This window comes from Streptomyces sp. NPDC093089 (assembly GCF_044754405.1).
Taxonomy (GTDB): Bacteria; Actinomycetota; Actinomycetes; order Streptomycetales; family Streptomycetaceae; genus Streptomyces.
Map to the genome: position 1 here is coordinate 204,928 of NZ_JBIVPA010000003.1, position 25,400 is coordinate 230,327.

The window sequence follows — 25,400 nt, forward strand, 5'->3', positions numbered from 1 at the left end:
CGGAGAAGGCGTCCGGATCCCGCAGGCATGACCCCTCCTGAGCGGGCAACCGCAGGAAGGCGCCCGAAGAGAGGGAGTCGTGCCGTACGCCGGTCTCCTCCCCCCCCGTCTCCTCAGGAACGGGGCACGCAGGGGGCGCAGCAGGCCGGTGCGGGCTCGACGCAGACGACGACGGAATCGGTGTTGTCGGACGGGTCGGGGTCCTTCTCGACGGCCGTGACGGTGGCCGTGTTGGTCAGACGGGCGGCCCTGGTGGCCTTCGCCCGCAGGACGAGGGTGGCGCGGGCCCCGACGGCCAGTTCGCCGACGGACCACTGTCCGGTCTCCGGAACGTGGGCACCGGCGCTCGCGTCGGCGGACAGGAAGACGAGCCCGTTCGGGAGCCGGTCGGCGACGGTCACACCGGTCGCCGGGCTGGGACCGGCGTTGTGGACGGTCAGCCGGTAGGTCACGGTCTGCCCGACGGTCACGGTGGTTGCGTCGGCCGCCTTGACCACGTCCAGGTCGGCCGCCGGCCTGACCTCGGTCACGGCCTCGTCGGACGTGGACGTCAGCGGCTCGGGGGTGGCGCCGAGCCGGTTCTCGTACGCGGCGACGGCGGTGTTGACCACCCGCGTGCCCGCCGTCTCCAGGCCGAGGACCACCCGGTACTCGACGGTGGTCCCCTCCGGCAGCGCGGCCGTGTCGGCCAGACTGCCGCCCTGGGACGCGGAGGCTCCGATCCCGAGCCGGAAGACGACCGTGTCGCTCTCGGCGTCGTACGCGGCCTGGTCGTCACCCGCCCGATCCGTCTTCACGCCGGAGTTCGGCCCGTCGACGACCCGGAGGGAACCGGGCACGTACGTCGTCCCCGGCGGCAGCACGTCCGTCAGCGTCAGCCGCTCGGCGGCCCCACCCCCCTCGTTCCTGGCCGTGATGCGGTACGTCACGACATCACCGACGTCCAACGGCCCTTCCGGCACCGCGGTCTTGGTGAGCACCACGAGCGGAGCCGTACCGAAGAACACGCCGTCCAGGAAGTTGCCGATCCCCCGGTTGCCGCCGGCGGCCGACACCGATCGGAACGCGAAACGCGTGGTGCCCTGCCCGGCCGGCACCGTGTACGTGCCCGTGTAGTACCCCCACGCCGTGTTCCCGTCCGTGAAGGAGCGCTGCTCGACCAGGCTCCCCGGCGCCCCGATGTCCAGCGCCATCGTGTCCTGCCCCTGCCGGCCCCGGTGGTAGAGCCGCCAGTACAGCTTCGTGCCCGGCGTGGTCGGCAGGTCCTGGTAGAGCGTGGACACCTGATTGGCGTTCAGCTCGGCGAACTGCTCGCCCTCCGCGGACGGCACGCCGTTGAATCCCGAATGCCACAGCTCGACCATGTGGTCCGTGGCTGTGGTCAGCCAGCCCGGAACATGCCGCGGCGCCTGCGTCTGCGACGCGTCCGGCAGAAACGCCATGTCGGTCACGGCCGGCTGTTCGAAACTCCCGTTCACGAGAGCGACCCGCAGTGGGACGGAAGGAGGTGTGCTCATGGTGCCGTCTCCGATCGTTCGACGGTGCGCGAGAGACCCCGCAGCCCCCGGACACGGGGCGAGGGGGTCGGAACACCCCGTAGCTCAGCGGCCCCCTCCGCCCCGGGTACAGCCGTGGCGGAGGTGTCCCGGCCAGCACCGAACTGAGGGTTTACCCGCCCCCTCGCGCGCCTGACGGCCTCGCCGCCCCTTGTTCGGCCCCACCGGTGACCCCGTCGGACACCTCAGGCCCACCGCCCTCGCGCGTACCTCCCGCACTGACCGGATGACATGGCTCTCTGGCGTTCGCACGCCACCCGGAAGGTTGAATCACGGGTCGCCAGGTTGACGAACTTGTGTGGCCGGCCGCGTCATCCGCCGTTCAGCTGATATTGATGTGGTAGTTGAACTTCGGACTCCGGTCACCGCTTCCGCCTTCGGCGAGATCCTTCTTGAGGGTGATGCTCGTGGTTCGACTGTCCCCGAGATATCCCCCCTTCTTCTGCGCCCACCACAGGCGTAGTTGTGCTCCCACCCGGAGGTTGACGCTGGACTCGCTATAACTGTTGCCGACACCACCTGCGCTGGTGCCCCAGGTGCCCTGTTGATTGCACCCGACGGGCCACCGTCCGTTCGTTTTCCTGACGTTCTTCCAGGCGTTCAACTGGCTCTGGATGCTGCCGATTTCTCTCATGAGGTCTGCCTGATCGTTCTCGCTGAGGCCCCGCTTGTACTCGGCCAGTGGGTCCGGAGGCGGTGGTGCGGAATCACCCCGTACCCGGCGTTCGAACTCCGCCTTGTCGCCGTGGGCGGGAAGGTAATGGGCATTGACCGCATTGGCGATGGCGGTGTCGTCCCGCTTGAAGATCTTGCGCCGCGGGTTGCCCGCCCCCAGAAAGGCAGTCACGGCAGCCGCGACTGCCTGGTCCACAGACACTCCGGCCGGCGCCTGCATCATGCGCTGAACTGCGGGCGAGGGGGTGCCTCCGTGCTGCTGGGCCGTGTCGCCCGTCGGCACCGCACGCTGGACCGCGCCGGACATCACCCGGGTCGCGTTGGCCTCGGCCTCGCGTTCGAAGCGGTCGGAGGGGTCGGAGACCTTGAGGCCGGCGCCGTTGTCGGTGCCGGCGACGGGGCCCCGGCGCTGCTGGATGACGTGGGTCAGCTCGTGGGCGAGGGTGTGCTTGTCGGCGCCGCCGTCGCCGATGACGACGTGGCTTCCTGAGGTGTAGGCGCGAGCGCCGACTTCGGCGGCGGAGGCCCGGGCGGCGGCGTCGTCGTGGATGCGGACGTCGGAGAAGTCGCTGCCGAGGCGGGCTTCCATGTCGGTGCGGGTGGCGTCGTCGAGCGGCCGACCGCCTCCGCGCAGCACGTCGTGCACGGCGGAGCGCTGCACCGAGGGCTGGTCGGTTTGCTGGTGGCCGCAGCCGGCGCCGTGCTGGTGCTGGTCCTGTGCCCAGGGGTGGCCCGCCGCGCGGAGCATCTGGACCACGGCGGCGTTGCCCGCGGTGGCCTGGAGGGCGAGGAGTGACTGCGTCCCGTCCAGGCGGCCCGCGTCCGGCGCCTTCGCGGGGATGCGGGCAGGTGCCCGACTGACACCGGACCTGTCCTGCGGGGGAGTAGGTTCAAGCGGGCGCATCGGGACCTTCCAGGTCGGACAAGGGTATCTCTCCACGAATACATGCCGCCTCCCCGGCCGCGCCAGGTACGCGAGGGCAGAGAGCAGTGACTGTTCGGGTGGTCGGACGGGTCCGCGGAGCGCTGACAGCAGCCCACATCCGCAGGCGCGTGGCGCCCCGACTCGCCAAGGCCCTCAGCGTGCCAACTCCCGCCGTACGCAACCCGGGCTCGGCGTGGACCGAGCTGCCCCGGCCCGTGCGCGCCGGCATCGAACCGGTCGGACACGTCCGCCTCGGCTACGCCCGCGCCTCGACCGCCCGGCAGGCCCTCGACGTCGGGGGCGTGCCCTTGACCAGTGGGATATCAGGGCCTGACTGTCGTGCAGGTTCGCCGCCAACTCGTCCGGCGCCAGCCGTTCAACGATCCCCATCACGGCCGCGAGGGGCTCGCGCGCCCTCGCGTCGACGGCCCGTCAGCCGCCCAGGATCTGGTCGTTCGGATCGAAGGTGTGGTCGTCGACCGGCAAGCTGTCGAGGATGCCGGAGTGGATCTCGCCGGTGAGCACGGACAGGATGAACCGGGCGCTGGGCGCGGGGTGGTACTCCCACTCCGGTCCACGGCCCGCGTTCGCCAGGACGGTCCAGTCCTCGGGGCGCACGTCCTCGCCGGTGAGCCAGTAGAGGTAGGCGCCGGTCCCCTCGATGTACGCGAAGGGGAGCAGCCCGGCCCCGTCGCCCTCCAGCTGCTCGGGACGCGGCTCCGGGCCGATCTCCCACAGCCGGGCCAGCACCTCGGCGCGCTCCGCCTTCATGGCCAGGAGGTCGTAGTCGGGGTCGGCGCAGTCGGGCTCCAGGATCCGGATCGTCTCGTCGAAGACGCCCCCGCCGTAGGTGTCGACGAGGTCTTTGAAGTCCTCCGGCAGGGCGCTGCCCAGGCGGGCCTCGACCTCGGGCCAGGCCCGCGGCTGACGCTCCGCCGGTGACGGGACGATGCGGGTGAGCTGTTCCACGTCAGGGTGCATCAGCGGTGTCTCCGGGAGAGGCCACAGGGCTTGGGGACGTTCAGGATAGTGAGGTGACCGGTCGGGGACGCGCCTTCATGACCGGGCTGTTGGCGTTGCGGTGCATGGCCACGAAGTCGCGGGTGTCCTTGTTGGAGCCTCCGATCTGGGCACCGAGCAGGTGGGTCTTGTTCCAGCCCTTGTACTCCTGGTGGCCGACGACGTCGGCCTGCGCGCCCACCCACGACTGCACGGACAGCGTCACCGTGCGGGGGTCCTCGGCGGCGGCGTACGGGGAGGCCTGGCGGGTCATGTCCGCCGCGCCGCAGCCGGTGAGTTGTCAGCACGGCGGTCGCGAGAGCGGCGAGACGTGTGCGAGCCGTCTCAGGCCCCCTTTCCGGTGAGCTCACGGCGTTCCGTCGGCCGGGTCACCCGGTCCAGTGCCAGACCGAGGCAGACGATCGCCGCACCGGCGACCAGACCGGTCGCCGGGTCGCCCCGGGCGAGACCGAAGACCGCGTCGTAGCCGAGCGCGCCGCCGCCCACGAGGCCGCCGATGACGATCACGGCGAGGACGAGCACGACCCCCTGGTTCACGGCGAGCAGCAGCGCGGGCCGGGCAAAGCGCAGGGGGCCAGACCCCGAGCACGCCGATCACGTCCATCGCGAGGACGGCGGTCGCCGCGGTGCGCCAGGTACCGATGAGCAGGGCGAGCGCGCCGACGCACAGGAGGACCGTCCACCAGGGCAACCACTGAAGCCCTCGCCCCTTCGGTGGATGCTGCCGCGCCTGCCCGAGGGAAGCGGCAGGGGCGGCGGTCGGGTCGGGGGCAGACTCCTGGAACGGCTCCGACCCTCACTGTCAGACCCATCCCGTAGAACGGGGCTCATCGCAGTCGAGTCGTGAACCAGGACTCCTTTCCGTGCCGACGGGTAAACGACGGCAAGACCGAAGTCCGGGGACGACCTGACGGCGCCGTCCTCCGCCGAACTCAGGAGATCGCCCCGCCATGAGCACGACCCTCACGCCGCGCCGCGCGCCGTCCTTCGGAGACCGGATCGCCGACGCGGTCCTGGACGCCGCATACGAGACGCAGCGGCTGTACGGGCACGGCGCGTTCGGTGTTCCCTGCCCCACGTGCGGAGTGCCGGCCGGGACGCTGTGCCTGGCCCGCCGCAGCGTGCACGCCGAGCGGCGCGGGGCGTACCGGCAGGCCCTGGAGGGTCGCACGCTCGTCCCGCTGCTCGTCGCGGCCGGCCGCTGACATCGTGCGGCACGGTGGTGGTACGGCCCTGACCAGTGGGCACCACGGACGTCGACCACGACGGCTACCCGGACCGGACGGACCACCCGAAGCCCGCCGCGCGCGGCATCGAGGCGTGTGGGCTCGGCAAGGACGACCACCGGGCCACGTCCAAGACCGCCCGCGTGCCACGTGCAACGCAGGATTCGCACGTGCCCCGTACCCGGGAGCGCCGTGCGGGAGTCGGCAGCGAGCCGAAACCCCCTGAGGACGGGCCGGCGAAGTCCCCGGCGCGTGGGTACGGATGGGGACTCTTTCCGCCTGGCGCTCGTCGCGGTGTGCCCGCCCTACGGGGATCAGCCGCCCCCGCTGCTCCGCTGCCGGGTGGCAGGCGCAAGGGGTTTTCTCGGTCCGGTCGATCCGCTCCGGTTCGGGCCCCGATTTCACGGCGTACGGCTTCTCGGTGTCGGGACTTCGACGGGACCCCTCGGTGGAGAGCCCCGCAAGCCGCGCATCCGCCCGCGCCGTGCGGCGGCGGCCTGGACCGGATCGAGCGCGCTGCGGTCGCGACCGCAGGGAAGGATGATGGGGGCATGGAAGGGCTACCGTTCACTCCTCCCGCCGGGGTGGACGAAGGCGGGCGCCTCGGCCCGCCCCCGGCCGGCTTCGCCCTGCTCGCCGCGGATGGAGTGCTCGTCGGGTGGAGCCGTGAGGCCGAGGCCCTACTGGGGTATCCGGCTTCGGAGGTACTGGGACGCCGGGCGGTGGACCTGATCGCACCCTCGCACGCCGATCGCGACGGATCGGAGGAGCCGGGGTCGGATCAGCGGCTGCGGCTCGGTGGGACACGCAGTGCCGTCGTGGACGTGCGCCACCGCAGCGGAGACACCGTACGTGTGGCAGTGGCTCTGCATCCTCTCACCCCTGCCTCCGACGGGGTCTCTTCCGGCCAGGCCCCCTCCGCCGTCCTCATGGCGGCTGAGCTGGAGGGGCTTCGCTGGTGGGAGACCCGACAGGCGATGCTGCAGGGGCTCGTAACCCAGTCGCCGGTGACACTGACCATCTACGGTCCCGGCGCGCGCCTCTTGTGGGCCAACGCCTCCAGTGTCCGGGAACTCGGTGGCGACCTCACGGCGCTGCTCGGCCGCTCCATGGCCGAACTCTTTCCCGGTGATGTCCTCACCACCCAGCACCTGGCGCCGCCGGAGGAATTCGTCCGACAGATCCTCGAGACCGGTGAGCCGGTCATCGACGTGCATTTCCGAGGGCGCTCCCCGGCCGACCCGCGGCGTGAGCACGTGTGGTCCTCGTCCTATTTCCGACTGCTGGACGGCCGGGGAGAACCGGTGGGCGTGTGCGAACAGTCCATTGACGTCACCGACCACTACCGTGCGCAGGAGCGCCTCGCGCTCCTCGCTGAGGCCGGCGCGAGGATCGGGTCGACGCTCGACCCGTCCGGGACGGCAGCGGAGCTCGCCGAGGTCGCCGTGCCGCAGTACGCCGACGCCGTGCTCGTCGACGTGGCGGCAGAAGTGCTCGAGGGAGAGGAACCGAAGCCCGTCACGGCATGGGACCTCGTACGCGTGGCGGATTCCGACGCGGGACCTTCCCAGGTGGGTGCGGGGGTCGTGTACGCCGCCGGATCATCGCAGGCCGAGAGCCTGGCCAGGGGCCGGTCGACCACGGACGCCGTGGTCGCGCCGACACGGCTGTACGTCCCGCTGATCGTGCGGGGGACGCCATTGGGCCTCGTCACCTTCGTGCGGGGCGAGGGCTCGGAACCCTTCGACGACGGTGATCGGGCAATGGCCGAGGAACTGGCGTCGCGGACCGCCGTGTGCATCGACAACGCCCGGCGGTACCGCCGGGAGCACACCGCCGCGTTCGTGCTCCAGCGCAGCCTGCTGCCCCGATCGCTGCCCGAGCTGAGCGCGGTCGAGGCGGCGAGCCGCTACCTGCCGGCCGACAGCCACCTCGGTGCCGGCGGCGACTGGTTCGACGTCATTCCGCTTTCAGGGGCACGCGTCGGACTCGTCGTGGGGGACGTCGTCGGCCACGGACTGGGGGCCGCTGCCACCATGGGGCGATTGCGCGCGATGGTGCGCACCCTGGCCGAGCTGGACCTCGCGCCCGACGAACTCCTGGCCCGGCTGAACGATCAAGTCGGCAAGGACGCGTCGGAACAGAACGGGAAAAGCGCGGACGGCAGTGGCGCCGTCGGAGCGACGTGCGTCTACGGGATCTACGATCCGGCTTCCCGGACGAGCACCTGGGCGGCGGCGGGACACCCGCCGCCGGCTGTGGTGCAGCCGCACGGCCCCGTCAACTTCCTTCGTCTGCCGCCGGGGCCTCCTCTGGGCGTGGGACGGCTTCCGTACGAGGGCGCGGAAGTGGAGCTCGCCGAGGGAAGCCTGGTCGTCCTGTTCACCGACGGCCTCGTGGAGGCCCGGGGGAAGGGCACCGATGTGGGGTTGGACCGGTTGGCGGCCGTACTCGGCGAGCAGCGAGGATCGTCGTCCGATCGATTGTGCGCCCAGATCGTCGCGGAGCTGGCATCGGGCCAGGTGCAGGACGACGCGACGCTCCTCGTCGTGCGCACCCGTGCGCTGGGGGCACGCCAGGTGGCGACCTGGGAGCTGCCCGCGGACCCCGCCCTCGTCGCACGCGCACGTGCGGCGGCCGCGGAACAGCTCGGGCGGTGGGGACTGGACGATCTGGTCTTCACCACGGAACTGGTGGTCAGCGAACTGGTCACCAACGCGATCCGCCATGCCTCCGGCCCGATCGGCCTGCGGTTGATCCGGGACCGTTCTCTCATCTGCGAGGTCTCCGACTCGCAGCACACCTCACCGCATGCCCGTTACGCCGGCAGCGACGAGGAGGGCGGACGCGGACTGTTCATGGTCGCCCAGCTCACCGACCACTGGGGGACGCGCTACATGCCGGCAGGGAAAACGATCTGGGCGGAACAGGCCTTGCCCGTGGCTTGACGGCCTCCCGCGTCCGCCCGGACCCGGGGCGGTGCCGCCCTGAGCGGCGTGGGAACTCACGGCCTCTCCGTGCGTACGGCTCATGAAGTGTGCAGGCGTACGGCCAAGGCGGCGATGTCATCGTCGAGGCTGCCTCTGCTGTGACGGAGGAGGTCGTGGTGCAGGGCCGTGAGCAGATCACGGGGAGGTGTGAGGAGCTGTCGACGCATCCACTCCGTCAACGGGAAGAACTCACCGTCCCGGGCGCGGGTTTCGGCGATCCCGTCCGTGTAGAGGAGGAGAAGCTCGCCGGGAGCGAAGTCGAAGGCGTCCGCACGGTACTGGTCACCGATCAACTCCGCCAGGCTGAGCAGGGGCGATGGGGCGGACGGCTCGAGGACGCGCACGTTTTTCAGGCTGTGGACCAACGGTGGGGGATGTCCGCAGTTGACGATGGTGATGCGGTTGCTCTGATGCGGGATCTCGACGAGCAGCGCGGTGGCGAAGCGTTCCATCGGTGCTTCGGGCGGATGGGCGGCGTTGTGCCGGGCGCAGCTGGCGTCCAGCCTGCGGGCGACGTCGGTCATGGAGGCCTCGCCGTGTGCCGCCTCCCGGAAGGCGTTGACGATCGCTGCGGCCGCCCCCACTGCCGGCAGGCCTTTGCCTCGCACGTCGCCTATGAGCAGCCGTACCCCGTACGGCGTATCGATCACCTCGTAGAAATCCCCGCCGATGCGGGCTTCCGCGGCGGCCGCGAGGTACAGCGATTCGATCTCGACGTTCCGGAAACGGTGCGGTAGGGGCCGCAGCACCACCTGCTGGGCCGCGTCGGCGACGAGCCGTACCTGAAAGAGAGTGCGCTCCCGCTGAAGCCGGACATGGCTTCCGTATGCGGCGGCCACGGTGACCGCGACGATCCCCCCACATGTCCACCACGTCCCCAGATCGGGGAAGACGAAGCTGAGGCCGATCATCAGAAGGAGGCAGACGGTCCCGAGCAGGACGGTCGGAAGGACCGGCCACATGGCGGCGGCCAGAGCCGGCGCAGCGGGCAGGAGGCGGCTGAAGGCCATCTCCGGCGGGGTGGCGTAGGCCAAGCAGGCGATCACGACGGTCAGAATCACCGGCGACAGCCGCACGAGCCTGCCGTAGCCGTGGCTTCGACGGAGCCGCGGCTGTCCGGACTCGATCATGAATCCCAGAGTATCCGCGCGGGGCCCGCTCAGCGACGTGACGAGCGGGCCCCGCGCGTGACAGAGCACGCCTGCCGCCTCGCGAGGGCGCGACCGCGTCATTCGTCAGTGACTCGTAGGGCCCGGGAAACGTCACGGAGGGTGAAAACCGAAGGGCAACGGTATCCCTTCTGCCGCGCCGGGCCCGTGGACGGACGGAGGGCTTGGTGCTCAGCCCGGCCCTCTCGGGCCTCGAACCGGGGAGCGGTCGCGTGCCCGAAGGGAGCAGTCGGGTCGCACGGGTGTCGTCAGGGCGAGGGCACCGGCACAGCCGCGGCGCCCGATCACGGGGGGGCTATCGCACGGGGCGACGCCCAGTACGCCGAAATCGGAAGGCCCCCAAGGCCAGCGCGGCGACAAATACCAGCACGCCGATCACCAGGAGATGGAAAAGCCCGTCAGCAACCGCACCTACGATGCCAAGGACGATCGCAGCCATAATGAGCAACAGTACCCAGACCATCACGGCTTCTTCCCACTGATCAGCGCCTGGCCAGACGCCGCTCGCCGCCGGCGCCGGGTCGGTACTCCAGTTCGTAGTGCGCGAAGACATCCGGTTCTCGCTCGGCCGGCAGCACGCCGTCCGTGTCGATGGCCGGTGCGTCTTTCACCAAGGACTTGTCGAAGGGGACCTTCAGGTAGCCGGGACCGACCGTGGCTTCGGCGAGGGGAACGAACACCAGCCGGTGCCGCGTAGGAAGGCCGACGGTCACCGTCGCGAACGACGGTTCGTCGGTTGCGGTGTCCACGTAGACCGACTCGAGCGTGCCGATCTTCTTCCCGTCCGCGTCGACGACGTCGTGCTCGCGCCACTCCCGGATATCGGCGATCTGGACCATCGATCAGCCTCCCTTCGCTGCCCGGACTCCATCATGTGGCCGAATGCGACATTTCGCCTCACCGTCCGGGTGTCGAGCACCCGTACGAGGACCGTGAGGAAGCCGGCGTCACCGTCGTGGAGCTCCCGGAGCTCCCGGAGCTCGCCGGTCGGCCCAAGCGCCGACCGGCGCCTGCTCTGAAGCACCGACCTGAACCCGTGGCGTACGGCGCTCACAGCGCCGGACCGGAGGATGGGCACCGGCACGCCGCACACCCTCATCCCCGGACCCGGGGTTCCGGCGAAGGGCGCCGCCCTCGGGCGTAGCGGCGGCCGATGGGCTCGGCGCTCAGGCCGTGCAGCACGATGCTGACCATGACGGTGATCACCATCACCCGCAAGATGAAGTCACCGCCACCGGAGTCACGCAGTTCGACGGCGGCGAGGAGCCCGAAGACCACCGAGGCCACTCCTCTGGGCCCCATCCACCCCAGGAACAGCCGGTCGGACAAGGACAGATCCGTACCGATGAGGGCGACCGTCACGGGCACCAGGCGTACCAGGGTGCAGGCGAGGAGGGCGTAGAGGACGACGGACAGGTGGAAGCCGTCCCAGAACTCGTCGCTGACCAACTGGCCGAAGAGGAACCACAGGGCGAGGGTCGACAGGGTGACCAGGTCGTCCGTCATCCGCACGGTGCCCTCGGGGAGATGCCGCATCGCCGGGGCGACGCAGACGCCGGCGACGAACGAGGCGACGAAGCCGTTGCCGCCCAGGAAGACCGACAGGGAGTACGCGGCGAGGGGCACGCTCAGCACCGCGAGTCTCGCCGCGGTGGGCAGGGTCCAGCCCTTCGCCCAGGACCGGCGGAGCAGCCATCCGGCCAGGTAGCCGACGAGCGATCCGGATCCGACGGCCCAGCCCGCCGCTCCGACCGCGTCGAGGAGCGCCTCGGCGTAGTCGGAGCCCACCGTGTGGTACTCGGCTGCGGCGGCGACGCAGATGAGGAACGCCGGCGAGACGATCCCATCACTGAGGCCGCCCTCGACGTTGAGCACCTCCCGGAGACGCGCCGGGATGCGTTCGTCCCGCACGAGGGCCGCGGCGGGCGCCAGATCGAGGGGGACGACGACCGTCGCCAGGGTCGCGAGCACCCATCCGGGCCGGTCGGGGAAGAAGGCGAGCGCGGACAGGAAGGCGGCGCCCAGGGTCAGCGGCAACGCGGCGCCCAGGAGACGGGCGACGACGCTCCTCTCCCGCCGGATGCCTCCCGCCGGAACCTCGGTCGCGTCGACGAAGAGCAGCAGGGCGAGGACGACCTCCACGGCGCGTTCGAAGCCGGCCAGGTCGCCGAAGTCGAACACGAGCGGCGGGTCCGAGCCGCTGGTGAGGGCGATGCCCGCCACCATCATGGCGATCGGTGCGGTGATGCTCCACAGCGCGAGCCTGCGCGACAGGACGCACCAGGTGAACAGAATGCCCGCGATGACGGTGACGGCAAGCAAGACATCCGCGCTTTCGGGGAGGCTCGGTCCCGGCGGGTTCGTCCCGGCGTTGCAGCGTAAGGCGCAGGCCGCGCCGTCCCGTGACAGCACGCCGACGGCGTCCCTCCTGGGGCACTGTCCGCCGAGGAACCGGCGGTGCCCGCCAGGGACCCCGTCACACGGACGGTTCCGTCTCCTGTCCGCGTGACGGGAGGGTGCCGGTGCCGAACGCGCGGCGGTAGGCGGCGGGCGAGACACCGAAGGCCGTACGCATGTGCGCGCGCAGGGAGTTGCCGGAGCCGAGGCCCGCGCGGTGGGCGACGAGGTCGATCGGAAGGTCGGTCGTCTCGAGGAGTTGCCTGGCCAGCTCCAGACGTTGTGCCGTGAGCCACTGCACCGGGGTCACCCCGACCTCGTCGCGGAACCGCCGGGTGAAGGACCGCAGGCTCATCCTGGCGTGCTCGGCGAGCCGGGCCAGGGTGATGGGCTCGGCGAGGTGTTCCAGGGCCCAGGCGCGGGTGGCGGTGGTGCTGGCCAGGGTGGGCTCCGGCACGGGCCGGTCGATGAACTGGGCCTGCCCGCCGTCCCGCCAGGGAGGCACCACACACATGCGGGCCGCGCGGTTGGCGACCGAGGCACCGTGGTCGCGGCGGATCATGTACAGGCACAGGTCGACCCCCGCGGCCACGCCCGCGGAGGTCAGCACGTCGCCGTCGTCGACGAAGAGCACGTCCTCGTCCACCTTGACCTGGGGATAGGTCCGGCGGAACTCCGGGGCCAGGTTCCAGTGCGTGGTGGCCGGCCGGCCGTCGAGGAGCCCGGCGGCGGCGAGCACGTACGACCCGGTGCAGATGGACACGAGTCGGGTGCCGGGCCGGATGCCGTCGATGGCCGCGGCGACCTCGGGCGGCAGCGGGCCGCCACGGCCGAGCTCGGGCATGGCGTGGGTGGGCGGGAGGACCACGGTGTCGGCGGCGGCGAGCGCCTCGGGACCGGCCGAGGGCTGCACGGTGAACCCGGCGTCGCTGAGGACCGGGGCACCGTCGGCCGTACAGACCGTGACCTCGTACAGGGGGCGGCCGTCGGCGTCCTCGGCGCTGCCGAAGACCCGGGAGGGGATGCCGAGCTCGAACGGGGGCACCCCGGGCAGCGCGAGGACGGCGATCCGGTGGGGTGGTGCCGGTGTCACTTCGCGAGCGGCGGCCCCCGTCGCCGGTTCCGATGTCTCCCTCATGGCCAGATCCTGTCACATGCTGGCCAAACGGCCAACACTGCGCGGGACCGCGATACCGGATCGTGGACGCATCGCCGCCGGAACGGTCCGGGGGCGTACCGATCGAGACGGAAACGAGGCGGACAGCATGCGTGCGGTGGTCGTGGAGCAGTGGGGCGGACCCGAGAACCTGGTCGAGCGTGAGATGGAGCGCCCCGAGCCCGGTCTGGGCGAAGTCCTGGTGCGGGTCCACGCGGCCGGAGTGAACCCCGTGGACTGGAAGACCAGGGCCGGCGGGGCCCTCATCGAGTGGGGCCCCGTTCCGGCCGTCGGGTGGGACGTCTCCGGCACGGTGGAGGCCGCCGGCCCCGGCGTGGGGATCTTCCGCCCCGGCGACGAGGTCTTCGGCATGCCGCTCTTCCCCCGGCAGGCGGGCGGATACGCCGAGTACGTGGTGGCCCCGGCACGGCACCTCGCCCCCAAGCCCGCCTCCCTGACCCATGTGGAGGCCGCGGCGCTCCCGCTGGCGGCGCTCACCGCCTGGCAGTCCCTCGTCGACGCGGCGGACGTCCGCCCCGGTGAGCGGGTGCTGGTGCACGCGGCGGCCGGCGGAGTCGGGCACCTTGCCGTGCAGATCGCCAAGGCCCGCGGAGCCTACGTCATCGGCACGGCGAGCGCGGGCAAGCACGACCTGGTGCGCGAGCTGGGCGCGGACGAGGTGATCGACTACCGCGAGACGCGCTTCGAGGACGTCGTCTCCGACATGGACGTCGTCCTGGACGGTATCGGCGGAGAGACGGCGGAACGCTCCCTGAAGGTGCTCCGAGACGGGGGCAGGCTGATCACCCTGCCGGGCCCGGACGACGTCCCCGCCGCGCGGGACGGTGTACGGGCGGCCTGGGTCCTGGTGGAGCCCGACCACCTCGGCCTGCGCGAGATCGCGGCCCTGGTGGAGCAGGGGCGGCTGCGGCCGGTGGTCGACCTCGTCGTGCCGCTCGCCGAGGCGTCGAAGGCCCACGCGATCGGCGAACAGGGCCGCACCACGGGCAAGATCGTTCTATCGGTCGTCTGAACCACGGGACGCGGCTGGTCGCTCCGAACCGGCCAAGGCGCCACGCCCGGGCACGGGGCCGCCGTGCGGAACGACCGACGGCGCCCGGGGAGGAACCCGGTCCGTGCCCGGTCCGGGAGCGAGGACCGAACGACCGGATCGACCACTTGGTGCGATGGGGCCGAGTCGGGTGGTGATGCGTCCGGCATTGCTTGGATCGGCGATTTCCGTACGGGTGGGCAGACTTGAGAAGCTGACGAGCTCGTGCACGGTAGGCGGTGAGACGTCGAACCATGGGTGGTCGATCATGGTCGGGTGGTGGTGACCATGACTTGTGCAGCGATCGTCAGCAGCCGTCGGATCACGGGCCTGTCGGCCGACGTGATCGCTGAACTCGTCCCGAGAATGGGTCCGTTACGGCATGAGCTTCACCAGGAGAAGTTGGTCTCCCGGCCGCGGAAGCGGGCCGTGGGAGCCGGCGCGAAGCACCGGCTGGTGTTCGTCGACCGGCTCCTGGCCACGCTCGTCCCTCTCCGTCACGGAGTCACCCATGACGTGCCGGCCTGCTGGTTCGGCGTGGACCGTTCCACCATCACCCGGGCCATCGGCGAGGTGCGGCCCCTGCTCGCCGAGCAGGGGTGCACGATCAGCCCCGGCGTCCGGCTGCGGACACCGGCCGAAGTGATCGACCACCTCGGTGCCAGTGGGCAGACCGGCATCATCGACGGCACTGAGATCCGGGCCCGCCGTCCGGTCGCCGGGCGCAAGGACCGGGACGAATCCATCTCCGGGAAGAACAAGCAGAACGCCGTCAAGACCATGGTCCTCACCGACCGGAACGGAAGGGTGCTGTTCAGCAGTCCGGCCGCGCCAGGCAGCTGCGCGGACCTCACCCATGCCCGCCAGTCAGGGCTGGTCAAGCTCCTGGCGGACGGTCCAGGCCGTCGCCGGCCTGGTCTCCCACCAGCAGACCGCAGACCTGACGCCTGCACGACAGATGTGAACACCAAGCCTCGCTGGGAACCCCGACGTCTCACTGCCTACCATGCACGAGCTCGTTAGGTCGACCATCTGCATCCAGGCATCCAGGCATCCAGGCATCCAGGCATCCAGGCATCGTGGCCGAGGGGCGTACCCGCTCCGCTTTGCGACCCCCCGTGGCACATCTGTGTCCCAGGCGGCCTCGTACGCGTGGGCTCGCCCGCCACGCCACTCCACCCAGCGCGGATCATCGAGGAGCGCCTCCGCCTCCTCCAGTGCGGCCCGGCGGCCGGTCAGCGATCTTCTGCCGCAACCGGGCGCGCCCGACCACCGGGCACGACTCCAGCGGGCTGCGGTGCGCAAGCGCCCGGCGCTGCTGCGGATTCGCAGCGGTCCGCAGCCACCCCGCCGGCACGGCGACCTCTGCTCGGTGGCCTTCTCCCATGGCACACCGGGCAGCCACAGCAGCCGGAACCCTCGCAGCAGCCCGTACTCGCGACTTGCACGGTCAGGTCGCTGCAGTCGTTCAGCGCCAGGTCTCGCAGGTGGGCGGTGACCGGTTCGACCTCGTCGTCATGGGCGTTCACGACGACGTACGGCGGGTGAACTCCCCGAGCAGGGAACACAGCCCCCACCCGGGGAAGCTCGGCCCGGCCCTCCATCAGCTCATGCCGCAGTTCCCCGTGTTCTCCTCGTCGGTCAGCTCGTCCAGCACGCTGGCCAACGAGGGAGGTCGGTGCGGATGACTGAGCACCGGCGCCGGGTCATCCCAGGTCGGCCGCCCTTGTCGAGGATGTGAAGAGGCATCGAAGCGAATCGATGATCCGGGTCCAGGGCGTCGTCTCTCGTGCTCCCGGAAGTGACGCGAAGGACGGGTGTTCCGGCGGGCTTGGCTACGGCCCGTGGCACGGAGTCATGCGGGCTTGGCTACGGCCCCGTGGCACGGAGTCACGCCGGCGGCGGATCCGCCGTACAGGAGGGGCACAGCCCGCGGTAGACGATCTCGACGTCGGACACCGCGAAGCCGAAACGCTCCTGCGCGGGCAGGCCGGCCATCGGGTCGCCGACCGGGCGGACGTCGCGGATGAGTCCGCAGCCGGAGCACACGAGGTGCTGGTGGGGGCGGTGCGCGTTCGGGTCGTAGCGCTTGGCCCGCCCGTGCGCGGAGAGTTCCGCGACCTCGCCGAGGGCGACCAGCTCGCCCAGGGTGTTGTAGACGCTGGCCCGGGAGATCTCGGGCAGTCGCCGGGCCGCGCGGGCGTGGACCTCGTCGGCGGTGAGGTGCACGTGCTCGCCGTCGAGGACCTCCGCGACGACACGCCGCTGGGAGGTCATGCGCCAACCGCGCCCCCGCAGCCGCTGCAGCAGGTCACTCATCTACGTTCACCAGTTCGGTTTCGGCGGGACAAAGGATTCGGCGGGACCGGTCACGGGGCCGAAAAGGGAGCTACAGGGTACCCGGCGGTGATACGCGCCGGGCATTTCCTCACCGGCGGGAGCGATATCGATGATCCTACGATCTTTTCCTTCTCGCCCTTTCCTGCCCGGTCCGAGCGGGAAAGTTTCTTGGGTGGGGAAGCCCTGCGTGTTCTCTCCACCGGGCGGTCCGCGGTGCGCGACCATACGGACGCCGTCAAGAGCGAGCAGCCATATGGAAGCACCGAGACAGGAAGAAGGACGGACGTGTCCGGCAGTGAAAGCGAGAACCCCGCAATTCCCTCCCCCACCCCCGCGCCCGCTCGTCCCAGGGCGAACCGGGACTGGTGGCCGAACCAGTTGGACCTCCAGGTTCTCCACCGGAACTCGCCCCAGGCCGATCCGATGGGCGAGGACTTCGACTACGCGGAAGCGTTCGCGACCCTGGACGTCGACGCGCTGAAGCGCGACGTCTTCGAGGTGATGACGACGTCGCAGGACTGGTGGCCCGCCGACTACGGCCACTACGGGCCGCTCTTCATCCGGATGAGCTGGCATGCGGCGGGAACGTACCGCATCGCCGACGGCCGCGGCGGCGGCGGTTCCGGCGCGCAGCGTTTCGCCCCTCTCAACAGCTGGCCGGACAACGCGAGTCTGGACAAGGCGCGGCGGCTGCTCTGGCCGGTGAAGCAGAAGTACGGGGAAAAGATCTCCTGGGCCGACCTTCTGGTTTTCGCCGGCAACTGCGCCATGGAGTCCATGGGGTTCAAGACGTTCGGATTCGGTTTCGGCCGGGAGGACATCTGGGAACCGGAGGAGGTCTTCTGGGGTCCCGAGGACACCTGGCTCGGAGACGAGCGCTACAGCGGTGACCGAGAACTCGCCGGCCCCTTCGGGGCGGTGCAGATGGGTCTGATCTACGTCAATCCCGAAGGCCCCAACGGAAATCCGGATCCCCTCGCCGCCGCCCGGGACATTCGCGAGACGTTCGGGCGCATGGCGATGAACGACGAGGAGACGGTCGCGCTCATCGTCGGCGGCCACACCTTCGGAAAGTGCCACGGTGCGGTGGACCCCGAGTACGTCGGTCCGGAACCGGAGGCCGGCCCGCTGGAGCAGCAGGGCCTCGGCTGGCACAACTCGTTCGGCAGCGGCAAGGGCGTCGACACGATCACCAGCGGGCTCGAGGGCGCGTGGACGAGCGAGCCGACGAAGTGGGACAACGGGTACCTGGACAACCTGTTCGCCTACGACTGGGAGCTGACGACGAGCCCGGCCGGAGCGCAGCAGTGGACCCCCAAGGACCCCGCGGCGCAGGGCACGGTGCCGGACGCGCACGATCCCGGCAGGCGGCACGCCCCGATGATGCTGACGACGGACCTCGCGTTGAAGCTGGATCCCGTCTACGCCCCGATCTCGAAGAGCTTCCACGAGAACCCGGACAAGCTCGCCGACGCGTTCGCCAGGGCCTGGTACAAGCTGCTGCACCGGGACATGGGCCCGGTCTCGCGCTATCTCGGCCCGTGGATTCCCGAACCGCAGCTGTGGCAGGACCCGGTGCCGCCGGTCGACCACGAGCTGGTGACGGCCGGGGACGTCGCCGCCCTCAAGGACCGGATCCTCTCCTCCGGGCTGACCGTTTCCCAACTGGCCGCCACGGCCTGGGCGTCGGCGGCCAGCTTCCGCGGCACCGACAAGCGGGGCGGTGCGAACGGCGCCCGGCTCCGGCTCGCGCCGCAGAAGGACTGGGAGGTCAACGCCCTGCCCGAGGTGGCCGAGACCGTGCGGACCCTCGAAGGGATCCAGCAGGACTTCAACGGTTCCCAGAGCGGCGGCACCAAGATCTCGCTCGCCGACCTGATCGTCCTGGGCGGCTGCGCGGCGGTCGAGCAGGCCGCGAAGAACGCCGGGCACGACATCACGGTCCCGTTCGCGCCGGGACGCACGGACGCCACGCAGGAACAGACGGATGTGGAGTCGTTCGCCGTGCTGGAGCCGCGGGCCGACGGGTTCCGCAACTACCTGTCGGCGGGTGAGAAGCTGTCGCCGGAAACGCTGCTGCTGGACCGTGCCGGCATGCTGAACCTGACGGCGCCCGAGATGACGGTGCTGGTCGGCGGTATGCGCGCCCTCAACACCGGCTTCAAGCGGTCCGCGCACGGTGTGTTCACCGACCGGCCGGAGACCCTGACCAACGACTTCTTCGTCAACCTGCTCGACATGGGTACGCAGTGGAAGGCGTCGGCCACGGACGAGAACGTGTTCGAGGGGCGCGTCTCCGGCGCGGAGGGCGGCGAACCGAAGTGGACCGCCACCGCCGCGGACCTGGTCTTCGGTGCGAACTCCCAACTGCGGGCCATCTCGGAGGTCTACGCGGCCAAGGACGCGCGGGAGAAGTTCGTCCGTGACTTCGTCGCGGCCTGGGACAAGGTCATGAACCTCGACCGGTTCGACCTCGCCTGACGCGACGTCCCCCGCCGACCACGACCGGATGTCCACGGTGCACCGGACGGCCGGCTGTTCCGGAACCGGGCCGGCAACTACGTGGACCCAGCGGCCGATGGCACGACATGGGCGCGGGCGCGGAAGCGCGTGCTGACACGAAGGGAGCTCACCTCTGGGCTGGCCAAGAGGCCCTACCCTCTCCGGCACGCCGGCATCTCGTTCCGGCTGTACTCCGGTGTGGACCCGGCCGAGTGTGCTCGCCGCGCGGGTCAGAGCATCGGGGTCCTCTTCCGGCACTACGCCAAGTTCCTGGACGGCGTGCGGGAGCAGGCCAACCGCCTCATCGAGCAGTCGATGGAGGAGCGGGACCGCGTCAGCCGGGGCCGGGCGCCTGCGCGGTGAGGCCGGAGTCTGGTTTGTGACTGGTCCGGAAGTGCTGGTCCGGAGTGGGATACCGGTGGGATGAAATGGGATTTTCGGCGTAAACGCGACCCCTTCCTGCATGGGGCGAGCGAGAGGCGCCTGGCCGGCAGAAGTCCAGGTCAGGCGCCTCTTCTTGTGCGCCTAGAAGAACCGAGCTTCTTCGGCGAGTACGACACCAGCATGTTCTTCGTCTGCTGCTGCTGGTGGTGCAGCAGTCGCGTCCATGCTCATCAGCGAGAATGGTGCAGCTGGCGGTTCGGATGAAGGGGCTGGTCCGGGAATGGTCCGGATCTTGGCGCGATCGCCGGTCTCTTCGGATTCCCGCGGGACGGGAGCGTGCCACCTGCGGGATCATTCGTGCCTGGTGACCGGGCAGGAGGCAGACGGAGGCACCGGAGTGCACAAGTACGCATCGGGGGGCGGTTGGCAGGGTTCGGCGGACGCCGGTGCACGCCCGGTGCACAACGCGTGATGCGCGTGCCGTTCACGAGCCTCCGGGGAGCCCCGTGCGCCCTACCGGTGCCCACGGGGCGACGGAAAGGATGAGCGCACCGCACATGAACCAGGTGATCCGCACCCCTGTCCTCGGTCAGGTGGACATGCGGGCGGAAGGAGTTCACGGTGTTGCTTCTCATCTCCCCGGACGGTGTCGAGGAAGCCCTCGACTGTGCGAAGGCCGCGGAACACCTCGACATCGTCGATGTCAAGAAGCCCGACGAGGGCTCGCTGGGCGCCAACTTCCCCTGGGTCATCCGGGAGATCCGCGACGCGGTGCCGGCGGACAAGCCGGTGTCCGCGACCGTGGGGGACGTGCCGTACAAGCCTGGCACGGTGGCGCAAGCCGCGCTCGGCGCGGTCGTCTCCGGCGCCACGTACATCAAGGTCGGCCTGTACGGATGCACGACTCCCGAGCAGGGCGTCGAGGTCATGAGGGCGGTCGTCCGCGCGGTGAAGGACCACCGCCCCGAAGCGCTCGTCGTCGCCTCGGGCTACGCCGACGCCCACCGCATCGGCTGCGTCAACCCGCTCGCCCTGCCCGACATCGCCGCCCGCGCCGGTGCCGACGCGGCCATGCTGGACACCGCGATCAAGGACGGCACGCGGCTCTTCGACCACGTCCCGCCCGACGCCTGCGCCGAGTTCGTCCGGCGCGCCCACGCCTCCGGTCTGCTCGCCGCCCTCGCGGGCAGCGTCAAGCAGGCCGATCTCGGTCCGCTGACCCGCATCGGCACGGACATCGTGGGCGTGCGGGGAGCTGTCTGCGCGGGCGGTGACCGCAATGCCGGGAGGATCCAGCCGCACCTGGTCGCCGCCTTCCGGGCGGAGATGGACCGGCAGGCCCGGGAGCACGCTGTCGGCACCTCGGCCGTGAACTGACCACCGGGATGCCGACACCAGAAGCCGGCCGCGTACCTGGGCGTCGTGCCGCACGCCTCGCCGTCCTCGACCCGGCCACCGGGAAGGCCTTCGACGCGGCCCCCGACCAGCGGCCGGACGAGCTGGACGACGTGGTCGCCCGGGCCCAGCGGGCCTGGCACGTCTGGCGCACCGACCCCGCAGTCCGCACTACCGCCCTGCGCGCCGCTGCCGACGCCGTGGAAACAGCCGGCGACGACCTCGCCCGACTCCTCACACGGGAACAGGGCAAGCCCCTGGCCGAGTCGTGCGCCGAAATCGTCCGTACGGCGGCCCGGCTGCGCTACTTCGCAGACCTGGCCCCCAGGACCCGCCGGATCGACGACGGTCGACCCGTGCGCAGCGAGGTCCGCTGGCGGCCCGTCGGGCCCGTCGCCGCGATCGTGCCGTGGAACTTCCCGCTCCAGCTCGCGGCGGCGAAGTTCGCGCCCGCGCTCGCGGCCGGCAACACCGTGGTCCTCAAACCGTCCCCGCACACCCCGCTCGCCACCCGGCTGCTCTGCTCCGTCCTCGCCTCCGTCCTGCCCGAGGACGTCCTGAGTGTCGTCACCGGTCGCGAACCCCTCGGTGCCCGCCTCGCCGCCCACCCCGGCATCCGTCACGTCACCTTCACCGGCTCGGTGCCCACCGGTCGGGCCGTCGCCGAGGCCGCGTCGGCCTCGCTCGCCCGGGTCACCCTGGAACTGGGCGGCAACGACGCCGCCGTCCTCCTGGACGACGTCGACGTGGAGCGGATCGCGGACCGGCTGTTCTGGGCCGCGTTCCGCAACTGCGGGCAGGTCTGCATGGCGGTCAAACGCGTCTACGCCCCCGCCCGGCTCCACACCGAGGTCGTCGAAGCCCTCGCCCAGCGCGCGAAGGCCGTCGCGGTCGGATCCGGACTCGACCCGGACACCCGGATCGGTCCGGTCAACAACGCACCACAGCTGGCCAGGGTCGAGCAGGTCACGCGACAGGCCCTGGCAGCCGGCGCCCGGGCCGCGGCCGGCGGCCACCGACTCGACGGAGCGGGCTACTTCTTCGCTCCCACGATCCTCACCGACGTCCCACCCGACAGCCCGGTGGTGACCGAGGAACAGTTCGGACCGGTCCTGCCGGTCCTGCCGTACCGGGACCTCCACGAGGCTGTCGACGCGGCCAACGGCACCGGCTTCGGACTGGGTGGATCCGTATGGGGCACCGATCTCGACCGGGCCGAGGCAGTGGCCGACCGGCTCGAATGCGGCACGGCCTGGATCAACCACCACGCCGAACTCTCCCTCGCCCAGCCCTTCGCGGGCGTCAAGAGCAGCGGCGTCGGTGTCGCGGGCGGACCGTGGGGCCTCTACGGCAACCTCAGGCCGTTCGTCGTGCACCGCCCGCGGGAGGAGGAAACGTGACGAGGAGGTTCCAGGCGGCCGTACTGCGCTCGTACGAGGACCCGTTCACGGTAGAGGAAGTGGCCCTTCGCACGGAGCCCGGCCCCAGCGAGATCCTGGTCGAGATCGCGGGAGCCGGGATGTGCCGTACCGACCTCGCGGTACGGCGATCGGCCGGCCGCAGCCCGCTGCCCGCGGTCCTCGGCCACGAGGGATCCGGGGTCGTGGTGGCGACGGGCGGCGGCCCCGGCATCGCACTCGGCGTCGGCGACCACGTCGTGCTGAGCTTCGACTCCTGCGGACACTGCCGGAACTGCCGCGCCGCCGCCCCCGCCTACTGTGACTCCTTCGCCTCCCTCAACCTCTTCGGCGGGCGCGAGGAGGAACCACCGCGCCTCACCGACGCGGCCGGAAAAGCGTTGGCTCCCCGCTGGTTCGGCCAGTCCTCCTTCGCCGCGTACGCGCTCGTCCCGGCCCGCAACGCCGTCCGGGTCGACCCCGCCCTGCCGCTCGAACTGCTCGGGCCCCTCGGCTGCGGCTTCCTCACCGGTGCAGGAGCCGTACTGAACACCTTCGCCGCAGGACCCGGCGACACCCTCGCGGTCCTCGGCGCGGGAGCGGTGGGCCTCGCCGCCGTGATGGCGGCCACTGCCGCCGGCGTGCGGACCGTGGCCGTCGACCGGCATCCCGAGCGGCTGGACCTGGCCGAACGGTTCGGCGCGACCCCGCTGCCCGCCGGATCGCACGGACTGCCCGAGCGGATCCGCCGACTGACCGACGGCGGAGCCCAGTACGCCCTGGACACCACGGCCTCGGCCCCGCTCATCAACGACGCGCTCCACGCACTGCGCCCCACCGGCACCCTCGGCCTCGTGGCACGCCTCCACACCCCGCTACCGCTCGAACCCGGCACGCTCGACCGAGGCCGGTGCATCCGCCACATCTGCGAAGGCGACGCGGTACCGGGACTGCTGATACCCCGGCTGACCGGCCTGTGGCAAGCCGGCCGCTTCCCCTTCGACCAGCTGGTCCGCACCTACCCGCTGGCCGACATCAACGAGGCCGAACGCGACTGCGACGCCGGCCGCGTGGTCAAACCCGTCCTGCTGCCGGAAAGAAGAGACCGATGAGCGAAACCTTCCCCACCAGGGAGTCCTCCCATTCCACCACCGGGGGAGACACGGCCGCCGCGTCGACCCGGCAGGCCGACGCGGAAGGCGTGGACGGAGGTGTGGGGCTGACCGCCCTCCTGGTCGCCGCGGCCCGGGCGATCGAGACCCACCGCCACGACAGCCTGGCCCAGGACGTCTACGCCGAACACTTCGTACGGGCGGCCCCTGCGTGCGCGGACTGGCCGGTACGCATCGGGCAGGTCCCGGAGGGGGACGACAACCCGCTGTGGGGCAGGTTCGCCCGCTACTTCGGGCTGCGGACCCGGGTCCTCGACGACTTCGTCCTCGGGTCGGTCCTCGACGGTTTCCGTCAAGTGGTCCTGCTGGGCGCGGGACTGGACACGCGTGCCTTCCGGCTGGACCTTCCGTCCGACTGCGTGGTCTTCGAGATCGACAGGGCGGGTGTGCTGGCCTTCAAGCACCAGGTGCTCACGGACCTGTCGGCCGCGCCGAGGGTGAAGCGCGTCCCCGTACCGGTCGACCTACGCGCGGACTGGGTCACCGCGCTGACCTCCACCGGCTTCGACCCGGCCGTACCGAGTGTCTGGCTGGCCGAGGGGCTGCTGTTCTACCTGCCGAGCCCCGCCGAGACGTACCTCATCGACGCGGTGGACCGGCTGACCACCGGGGGCGGCGCCCTGGCCTTCGAGGCCAAGCTGGAGAAGGACCTGCTGGCCTACCGCGACAGCGCGATCTACACGGCCACGCGGGAACAGATCGGCATCGACCTGCTCGACCTCTTCGACCTGGGACCGCGCCCCGACTCGGCGGGCCACCTGACGGCCAAGGGCTGGTCCACGTCGATGCGCACGCCCTTCGACTACACCCGCCGGCACGGACGCGGCCCCCTCCCCGAGCCGAACGACGCCTTGGAGGGGAACCGGTGGGTCTTCGCCCGAAAGCCCGGGCCGTGACGCCCTTCGGGCCGGCGGTGCCCCGGGGCGGCCGACTCCGCCCCGGGCACTCGCGACGCGGCCGTGTCACATGGCCGGGGCGCCCACCAGCCGGTCGCCGGGAATCCCGGCCAGGTCCGGTGCGTAGTAGTCCTCGATGCCGGCGGCCCACGTGGCCACGGTGATGCGGTCCTCGGCGTCCGGGGCGAAGGCGTCGAAGAGCGCGTGGATGTTCGCCTCCTCGAAGCCGATCGCCGTCATCAGCGACACGAAGAGCGGGCGCTCGATCAGGCCGTCCCCGTCCGGGTCGCCGAGTGCGGAGAGAGCCTCGGCGAACTCGGTGACCGTGGGGCCGAAGCGCTTGGGGTCGAGTACGAAGGGGCGGAACTCGTCGACGGTGATCACGCCGTCACCGTTGGCGTCCAGCTCGGTGGCCAGCGTCGTCCACCAGCGGCGGAACGCGGTCCGGATGGCCTCCTTGGCTCCCGCGTCCGATGCGACCGCCGCCTCCAGAACGCGTCCCGTCATGAGGTCGAAGTCGCCGGAGTCGATGACTCCGTTGCCGTTGGCGTCGAAGAGGGAGAAGACCAGCTCGACCCGCTTGGCGGCCTCAGTACGCATGTTCGTCACCTGTCTCGTGCGGCCCGTCGGTCCCGGGCCTGGCTTGATGAGTGCTTCTACGTAACCGTGCTGGGGGGAGTGCCGTGACGGTGAGGCGGTCGCCGTTACCGGAAGGAGTGAGTTCACCGACAATCAGTCCCGGCGGCTCGGACCGGTCACCTGTGATCCAGGGTGATGCCTCCGCGTCATTTACGGGAGGAGGCGTGCTTGCTGGCAGCGTTTCCACTGGTGAGCCGGCCCTTCGTGGGGTCGGGGTGTGGCTACGCGCCGTTTCGGAGGGGTCTCTGGGCGAGTGCGCCTACGTCGCGGCCTTGCGCGTTCGCGCCCGTGACACCTCGCGGATCTCGTCCTCGACCGGTTGTGCGCTGTCGTGCCAACCCCTGGGCGCAGGAGGCCAACGCGGTCGGTCGGGTCGCTCGTAGCGTGAAGAAGTGCCGAGCCGCGGAGGTGGCGGGCACGTTACCGACTGCTTCGAGAGGACCCCTCATGTTCGACTCCATGGCACAGGCCCACCGGCCGACCGGCACCAACTCCTGTACCCGTTCCCCG

At 70.9% G+C, this 25,400-nt stretch carries 19 protein-coding genes and 2 pseudogenes; 10 read left to right on the top strand and 11 right to left on the bottom strand.

Annotated features, from left to right (window positions below; genetic code table 11):
* Nucleotides 1–113 precede the first annotated feature (113 nt).
* From ACIQFX_RS07885 to ACIQFX_RS07905, 5 genes and pseudogenes are all read right to left on the bottom strand, one after another.
* Nucleotides 114–1,517, bottom strand: coding sequence for a hypothetical protein (locus ACIQFX_RS07885; protein WP_402459902.1), 1,404 nt, complete (start codon nt 1,515–1,517; stop codon nt 114–116).
* Between the two features lie 361 nt (nt 1,518–1,878).
* A complete protein-coding gene (locus ACIQFX_RS07890) occupies nt 1,879–2,979 on the bottom strand; it encodes a DUF4157 domain-containing protein (protein ID WP_402460679.1) in 1,101 nt (366 codons plus the stop codon).
* A 609-nt stretch (nt 2,980–3,588) separates the two neighbouring features.
* Nucleotides 3,589–4,137 (bottom strand): SMI1/KNR4 family protein, encoded by a 549-nt coding sequence (locus ACIQFX_RS07895; protein ID WP_402459903.1) that lies wholly within the window; start codon nt 4,135–4,137, stop codon nt 3,589–3,591.
* 199 nt (nt 4,138–4,336) lie between these two features.
* Nucleotides 4,337–4,463: pseudogene (locus ACIQFX_RS07900) on the bottom strand (glycine/betaine ABC transporter substrate-binding protein); the annotation flags it as partial.
* A gap of 37 nt (nt 4,464–4,500) precedes the next feature.
* Nucleotides 4,501–4,891 (bottom strand): annotated as a pseudogene (locus tag ACIQFX_RS07905) (glycine/betaine ABC transporter permease); the annotation flags it as partial.
* A gap of 235 nt (nt 4,892–5,126) precedes the next feature.
* On the opposite strand from ACIQFX_RS07905, the gene ACIQFX_RS07910 reads away from it, so the two are divergent.
* Nucleotides 5,127–5,381 carry a hypothetical protein gene (locus ACIQFX_RS07910; protein ID WP_402459905.1) on the top strand — a complete coding sequence of 85 codons (255 nt, stop codon included), beginning with the start codon at nt 5,127–5,129 and terminating at the stop codon, nt 5,379–5,381.
* A 572-nt stretch (nt 5,382–5,953) separates the two neighbouring features.
* Nucleotides 5,954–8,350 carry a SpoIIE family protein phosphatase gene (locus ACIQFX_RS07915; protein WP_402459907.1) on the top strand — a complete coding sequence of 799 codons (2,397 nt, stop codon included), beginning with the start codon at nt 5,954–5,956 and terminating at the stop codon, nt 8,348–8,350.
* 80 nt (nt 8,351–8,430) lie between these two features.
* Here the strand turns inward: ACIQFX_RS07915 and ACIQFX_RS07920 are convergent, their stop codons facing one another.
* From ACIQFX_RS07920 to ACIQFX_RS07935, 4 genes are all read right to left on the bottom strand, one after another.
* Nucleotides 8,431–9,522: a PP2C family protein-serine/threonine phosphatase gene (locus ACIQFX_RS07920; RefSeq protein WP_402459909.1), complete on the bottom strand. Its 1,092-nt coding sequence runs from the start codon at nt 9,520–9,522 to the stop codon at nt 8,431–8,433.
* A 521-nt stretch (nt 9,523–10,043) separates the two neighbouring features.
* On the bottom strand, nt 10,044–10,400 hold the full coding sequence (locus tag ACIQFX_RS07925) for a PRC-barrel domain-containing protein (protein ID WP_402459911.1): 357 nt from the start codon (nt 10,398–10,400) through the stop codon (nt 10,044–10,046).
* Nucleotides 10,401–10,656: 256 nt separating this feature from the next.
* The gene (locus ACIQFX_RS07930) at nt 10,657–11,883 is read right to left on the bottom strand and encodes a cation:proton antiporter (protein ID WP_402459914.1); all 1,227 of its coding nucleotides are present in this window, start codon (nt 11,881–11,883) and stop codon (nt 10,657–10,659) included.
* A 154-nt stretch (nt 11,884–12,037) separates the two neighbouring features.
* On the bottom strand, nt 12,038–13,096 hold the full coding sequence (locus ACIQFX_RS07935) for a GlxA family transcriptional regulator (protein ID WP_402459916.1): 1,059 nt from the start codon (nt 13,094–13,096) through the stop codon (nt 12,038–12,040).
* Between the two features lie 127 nt (nt 13,097–13,223).
* On the opposite strand from ACIQFX_RS07935, the gene ACIQFX_RS07940 reads away from it, so the two are divergent.
* Both ACIQFX_RS07940 and ACIQFX_RS07945 read left to right on the top strand, forming a co-directional pair.
* A complete protein-coding gene (locus tag ACIQFX_RS07940) occupies nt 13,224–14,147 on the top strand; it encodes an NADP-dependent oxidoreductase (RefSeq protein WP_402459919.1) in 924 nt (307 codons plus the stop codon).
* A 294-nt stretch (nt 14,148–14,441) separates the two neighbouring features.
* Entirely contained in the window at nt 14,442–15,188 is a 747-nt protein-coding gene (locus tag ACIQFX_RS07945) for a transposase family protein (protein ID WP_402459921.1), read from the top strand.
* An 867-nt stretch (nt 15,189–16,055) separates the two neighbouring features.
* Here the strand turns inward: ACIQFX_RS07945 and ACIQFX_RS07950 are convergent.
* Nucleotides 16,056–16,484 (bottom strand): Fur family transcriptional regulator, encoded by a 429-nt coding sequence (locus ACIQFX_RS07950; RefSeq protein WP_402459923.1) that lies wholly within the window; start codon nt 16,482–16,484, stop codon nt 16,056–16,058.
* A gap of 306 nt (nt 16,485–16,790) precedes the next feature.
* Here ACIQFX_RS07950 and katG point away from each other — a divergent pair, with 306 nt between their 5' ends.
* The 6 genes from katG to ACIQFX_RS07980 all read left to right on the top strand — a co-directional run bounded on the left by katG (nt 16,791) and on the right by ACIQFX_RS07980 (nt 24,251).
* Nucleotides 16,791–18,986 (top strand): catalase/peroxidase HPI, encoded by a 2,196-nt coding sequence (gene katG, locus ACIQFX_RS07955; protein ID WP_402459924.1) that lies wholly within the window; start codon nt 16,791–16,793, stop codon nt 18,984–18,986.
* Nucleotides 18,987–19,115: 129 nt separating this feature from the next.
* Nucleotides 19,116–19,370, top strand: a complete 255-nt coding sequence (locus tag ACIQFX_RS07960; RefSeq protein WP_402459926.1) for a hypothetical protein — start codon at nt 19,116–19,118, stop codon at nt 19,368–19,370.
* 642 nt (nt 19,371–20,012) lie between these two features.
* On the top strand, nt 20,013–20,768 hold the full coding sequence (locus ACIQFX_RS07965; protein ID WP_033211724.1) for a (5-formylfuran-3-yl)methyl phosphate synthase: 756 nt from the start codon (nt 20,013–20,015) through the stop codon (nt 20,766–20,768).
* A gap of 8 nt (nt 20,769–20,776) precedes the next feature.
* Nucleotides 20,777–22,186 (top strand): aldehyde dehydrogenase family protein, encoded by a 1,410-nt coding sequence (locus ACIQFX_RS07970; protein WP_402459929.1) that lies wholly within the window; start codon nt 20,777–20,779, stop codon nt 22,184–22,186.
* Nucleotides 22,183–23,295, top strand: coding sequence for an NAD(P)-dependent alcohol dehydrogenase (locus ACIQFX_RS07975; protein WP_402459931.1), 1,113 nt, complete (start codon nt 22,183–22,185; stop codon nt 23,293–23,295). The genes ACIQFX_RS07970 and ACIQFX_RS07975 overlap by 4 nt, the downstream gene beginning before the upstream one ends.
* Nucleotides 23,292–24,251: an SAM-dependent methyltransferase gene (locus tag ACIQFX_RS07980; protein ID WP_402459932.1), complete on the top strand. Its 960-nt coding sequence runs from the start codon at nt 23,292–23,294 to the stop codon at nt 24,249–24,251. Before ACIQFX_RS07975 ends, ACIQFX_RS07980 begins: the two co-directional genes overlap by 4 nt.
* 66 nt (nt 24,252–24,317) lie before the next feature.
* On the opposite strand, the gene ACIQFX_RS07985 is transcribed toward ACIQFX_RS07980, so the two are convergent.
* Nucleotides 24,318–24,851, bottom strand: a complete 534-nt coding sequence (locus tag ACIQFX_RS07985; protein WP_402459934.1) for an EF-hand domain-containing protein — start codon at nt 24,849–24,851, stop codon at nt 24,318–24,320.
* Nucleotides 24,852–25,400 lie beyond the last annotated feature (549 nt).

What these genes read in the sequence shown, in the direction of transcription:
- ACIQFX_RS07885 (WP_402459902.1), bottom strand. Translation starts at nt 1,517, where the DNA reads ATGAGCACACCTCCTTCCGTCCCACTGCGGGTCGCTCTCGTGAACGGG.
- ACIQFX_RS07890 (WP_402460679.1), bottom strand. Translation starts at nt 2,979, where the DNA reads ATGCTCCGCGCGGCGGGCCACCCCTGGGCACAGGACCAGCACCAGCAC.
- ACIQFX_RS07895 (WP_402459903.1), bottom strand. Translation starts at nt 4,137, where the DNA reads ATGCACCCTGACGTGGAACAGCTCACCCGCATCGTCCCGTCACCGGCG.
- ACIQFX_RS07910 (WP_402459905.1), top strand. Translation starts at nt 5,127, where the DNA reads ATGAGCACGACCCTCACGCCGCGCCGCGCGCCGTCCTTCGGAGACCGG.
- ACIQFX_RS07915 (WP_402459907.1), top strand. Translation starts at nt 5,954, where the DNA reads ATGGAAGGGCTACCGTTCACTCCTCCCGCCGGGGTGGACGAAGGCGGG.
- ACIQFX_RS07920 (WP_402459909.1), bottom strand. Translation starts at nt 9,522, where the DNA reads ATGATCGAGTCCGGACAGCCGCGGCTCCGTCGAAGCCACGGCTACGGC.
- ACIQFX_RS07925 (WP_402459911.1), bottom strand. Translation starts at nt 10,400, where the DNA reads ATGGTCCAGATCGCCGATATCCGGGAGTGGCGCGAGCACGACGTCGTC.
- ACIQFX_RS07935 (WP_402459916.1), bottom strand. Translation starts at nt 13,096, where the DNA reads ATGAGGGAGACATCGGAACCGGCGACGGGGGCCGCCGCTCGCGAAGTG.
- ACIQFX_RS07940 (WP_402459919.1), top strand. Translation starts at nt 13,224, where the DNA reads ATGCGTGCGGTGGTCGTGGAGCAGTGGGGCGGACCCGAGAACCTGGTC.
- ACIQFX_RS07950 (WP_402459923.1), bottom strand. Translation starts at nt 16,484, where the DNA reads ATGAGTGACCTGCTGCAGCGGCTGCGGGGGCGCGGTTGGCGCATGACC.
- ACIQFX_RS07970 (WP_402459929.1), top strand. Translation starts at nt 20,777, where the DNA reads ATGCCGACACCAGAAGCCGGCCGCGTACCTGGGCGTCGTGCCGCACGC.
- ACIQFX_RS07980 (WP_402459932.1), top strand. Translation starts at nt 23,292, where the DNA reads ATGAGCGAAACCTTCCCCACCAGGGAGTCCTCCCATTCCACCACCGGG.
- ACIQFX_RS07985 (WP_402459934.1), bottom strand. Translation starts at nt 24,851, where the DNA reads ATGCGTACTGAGGCCGCCAAGCGGGTCGAGCTGGTCTTCTCCCTCTTC.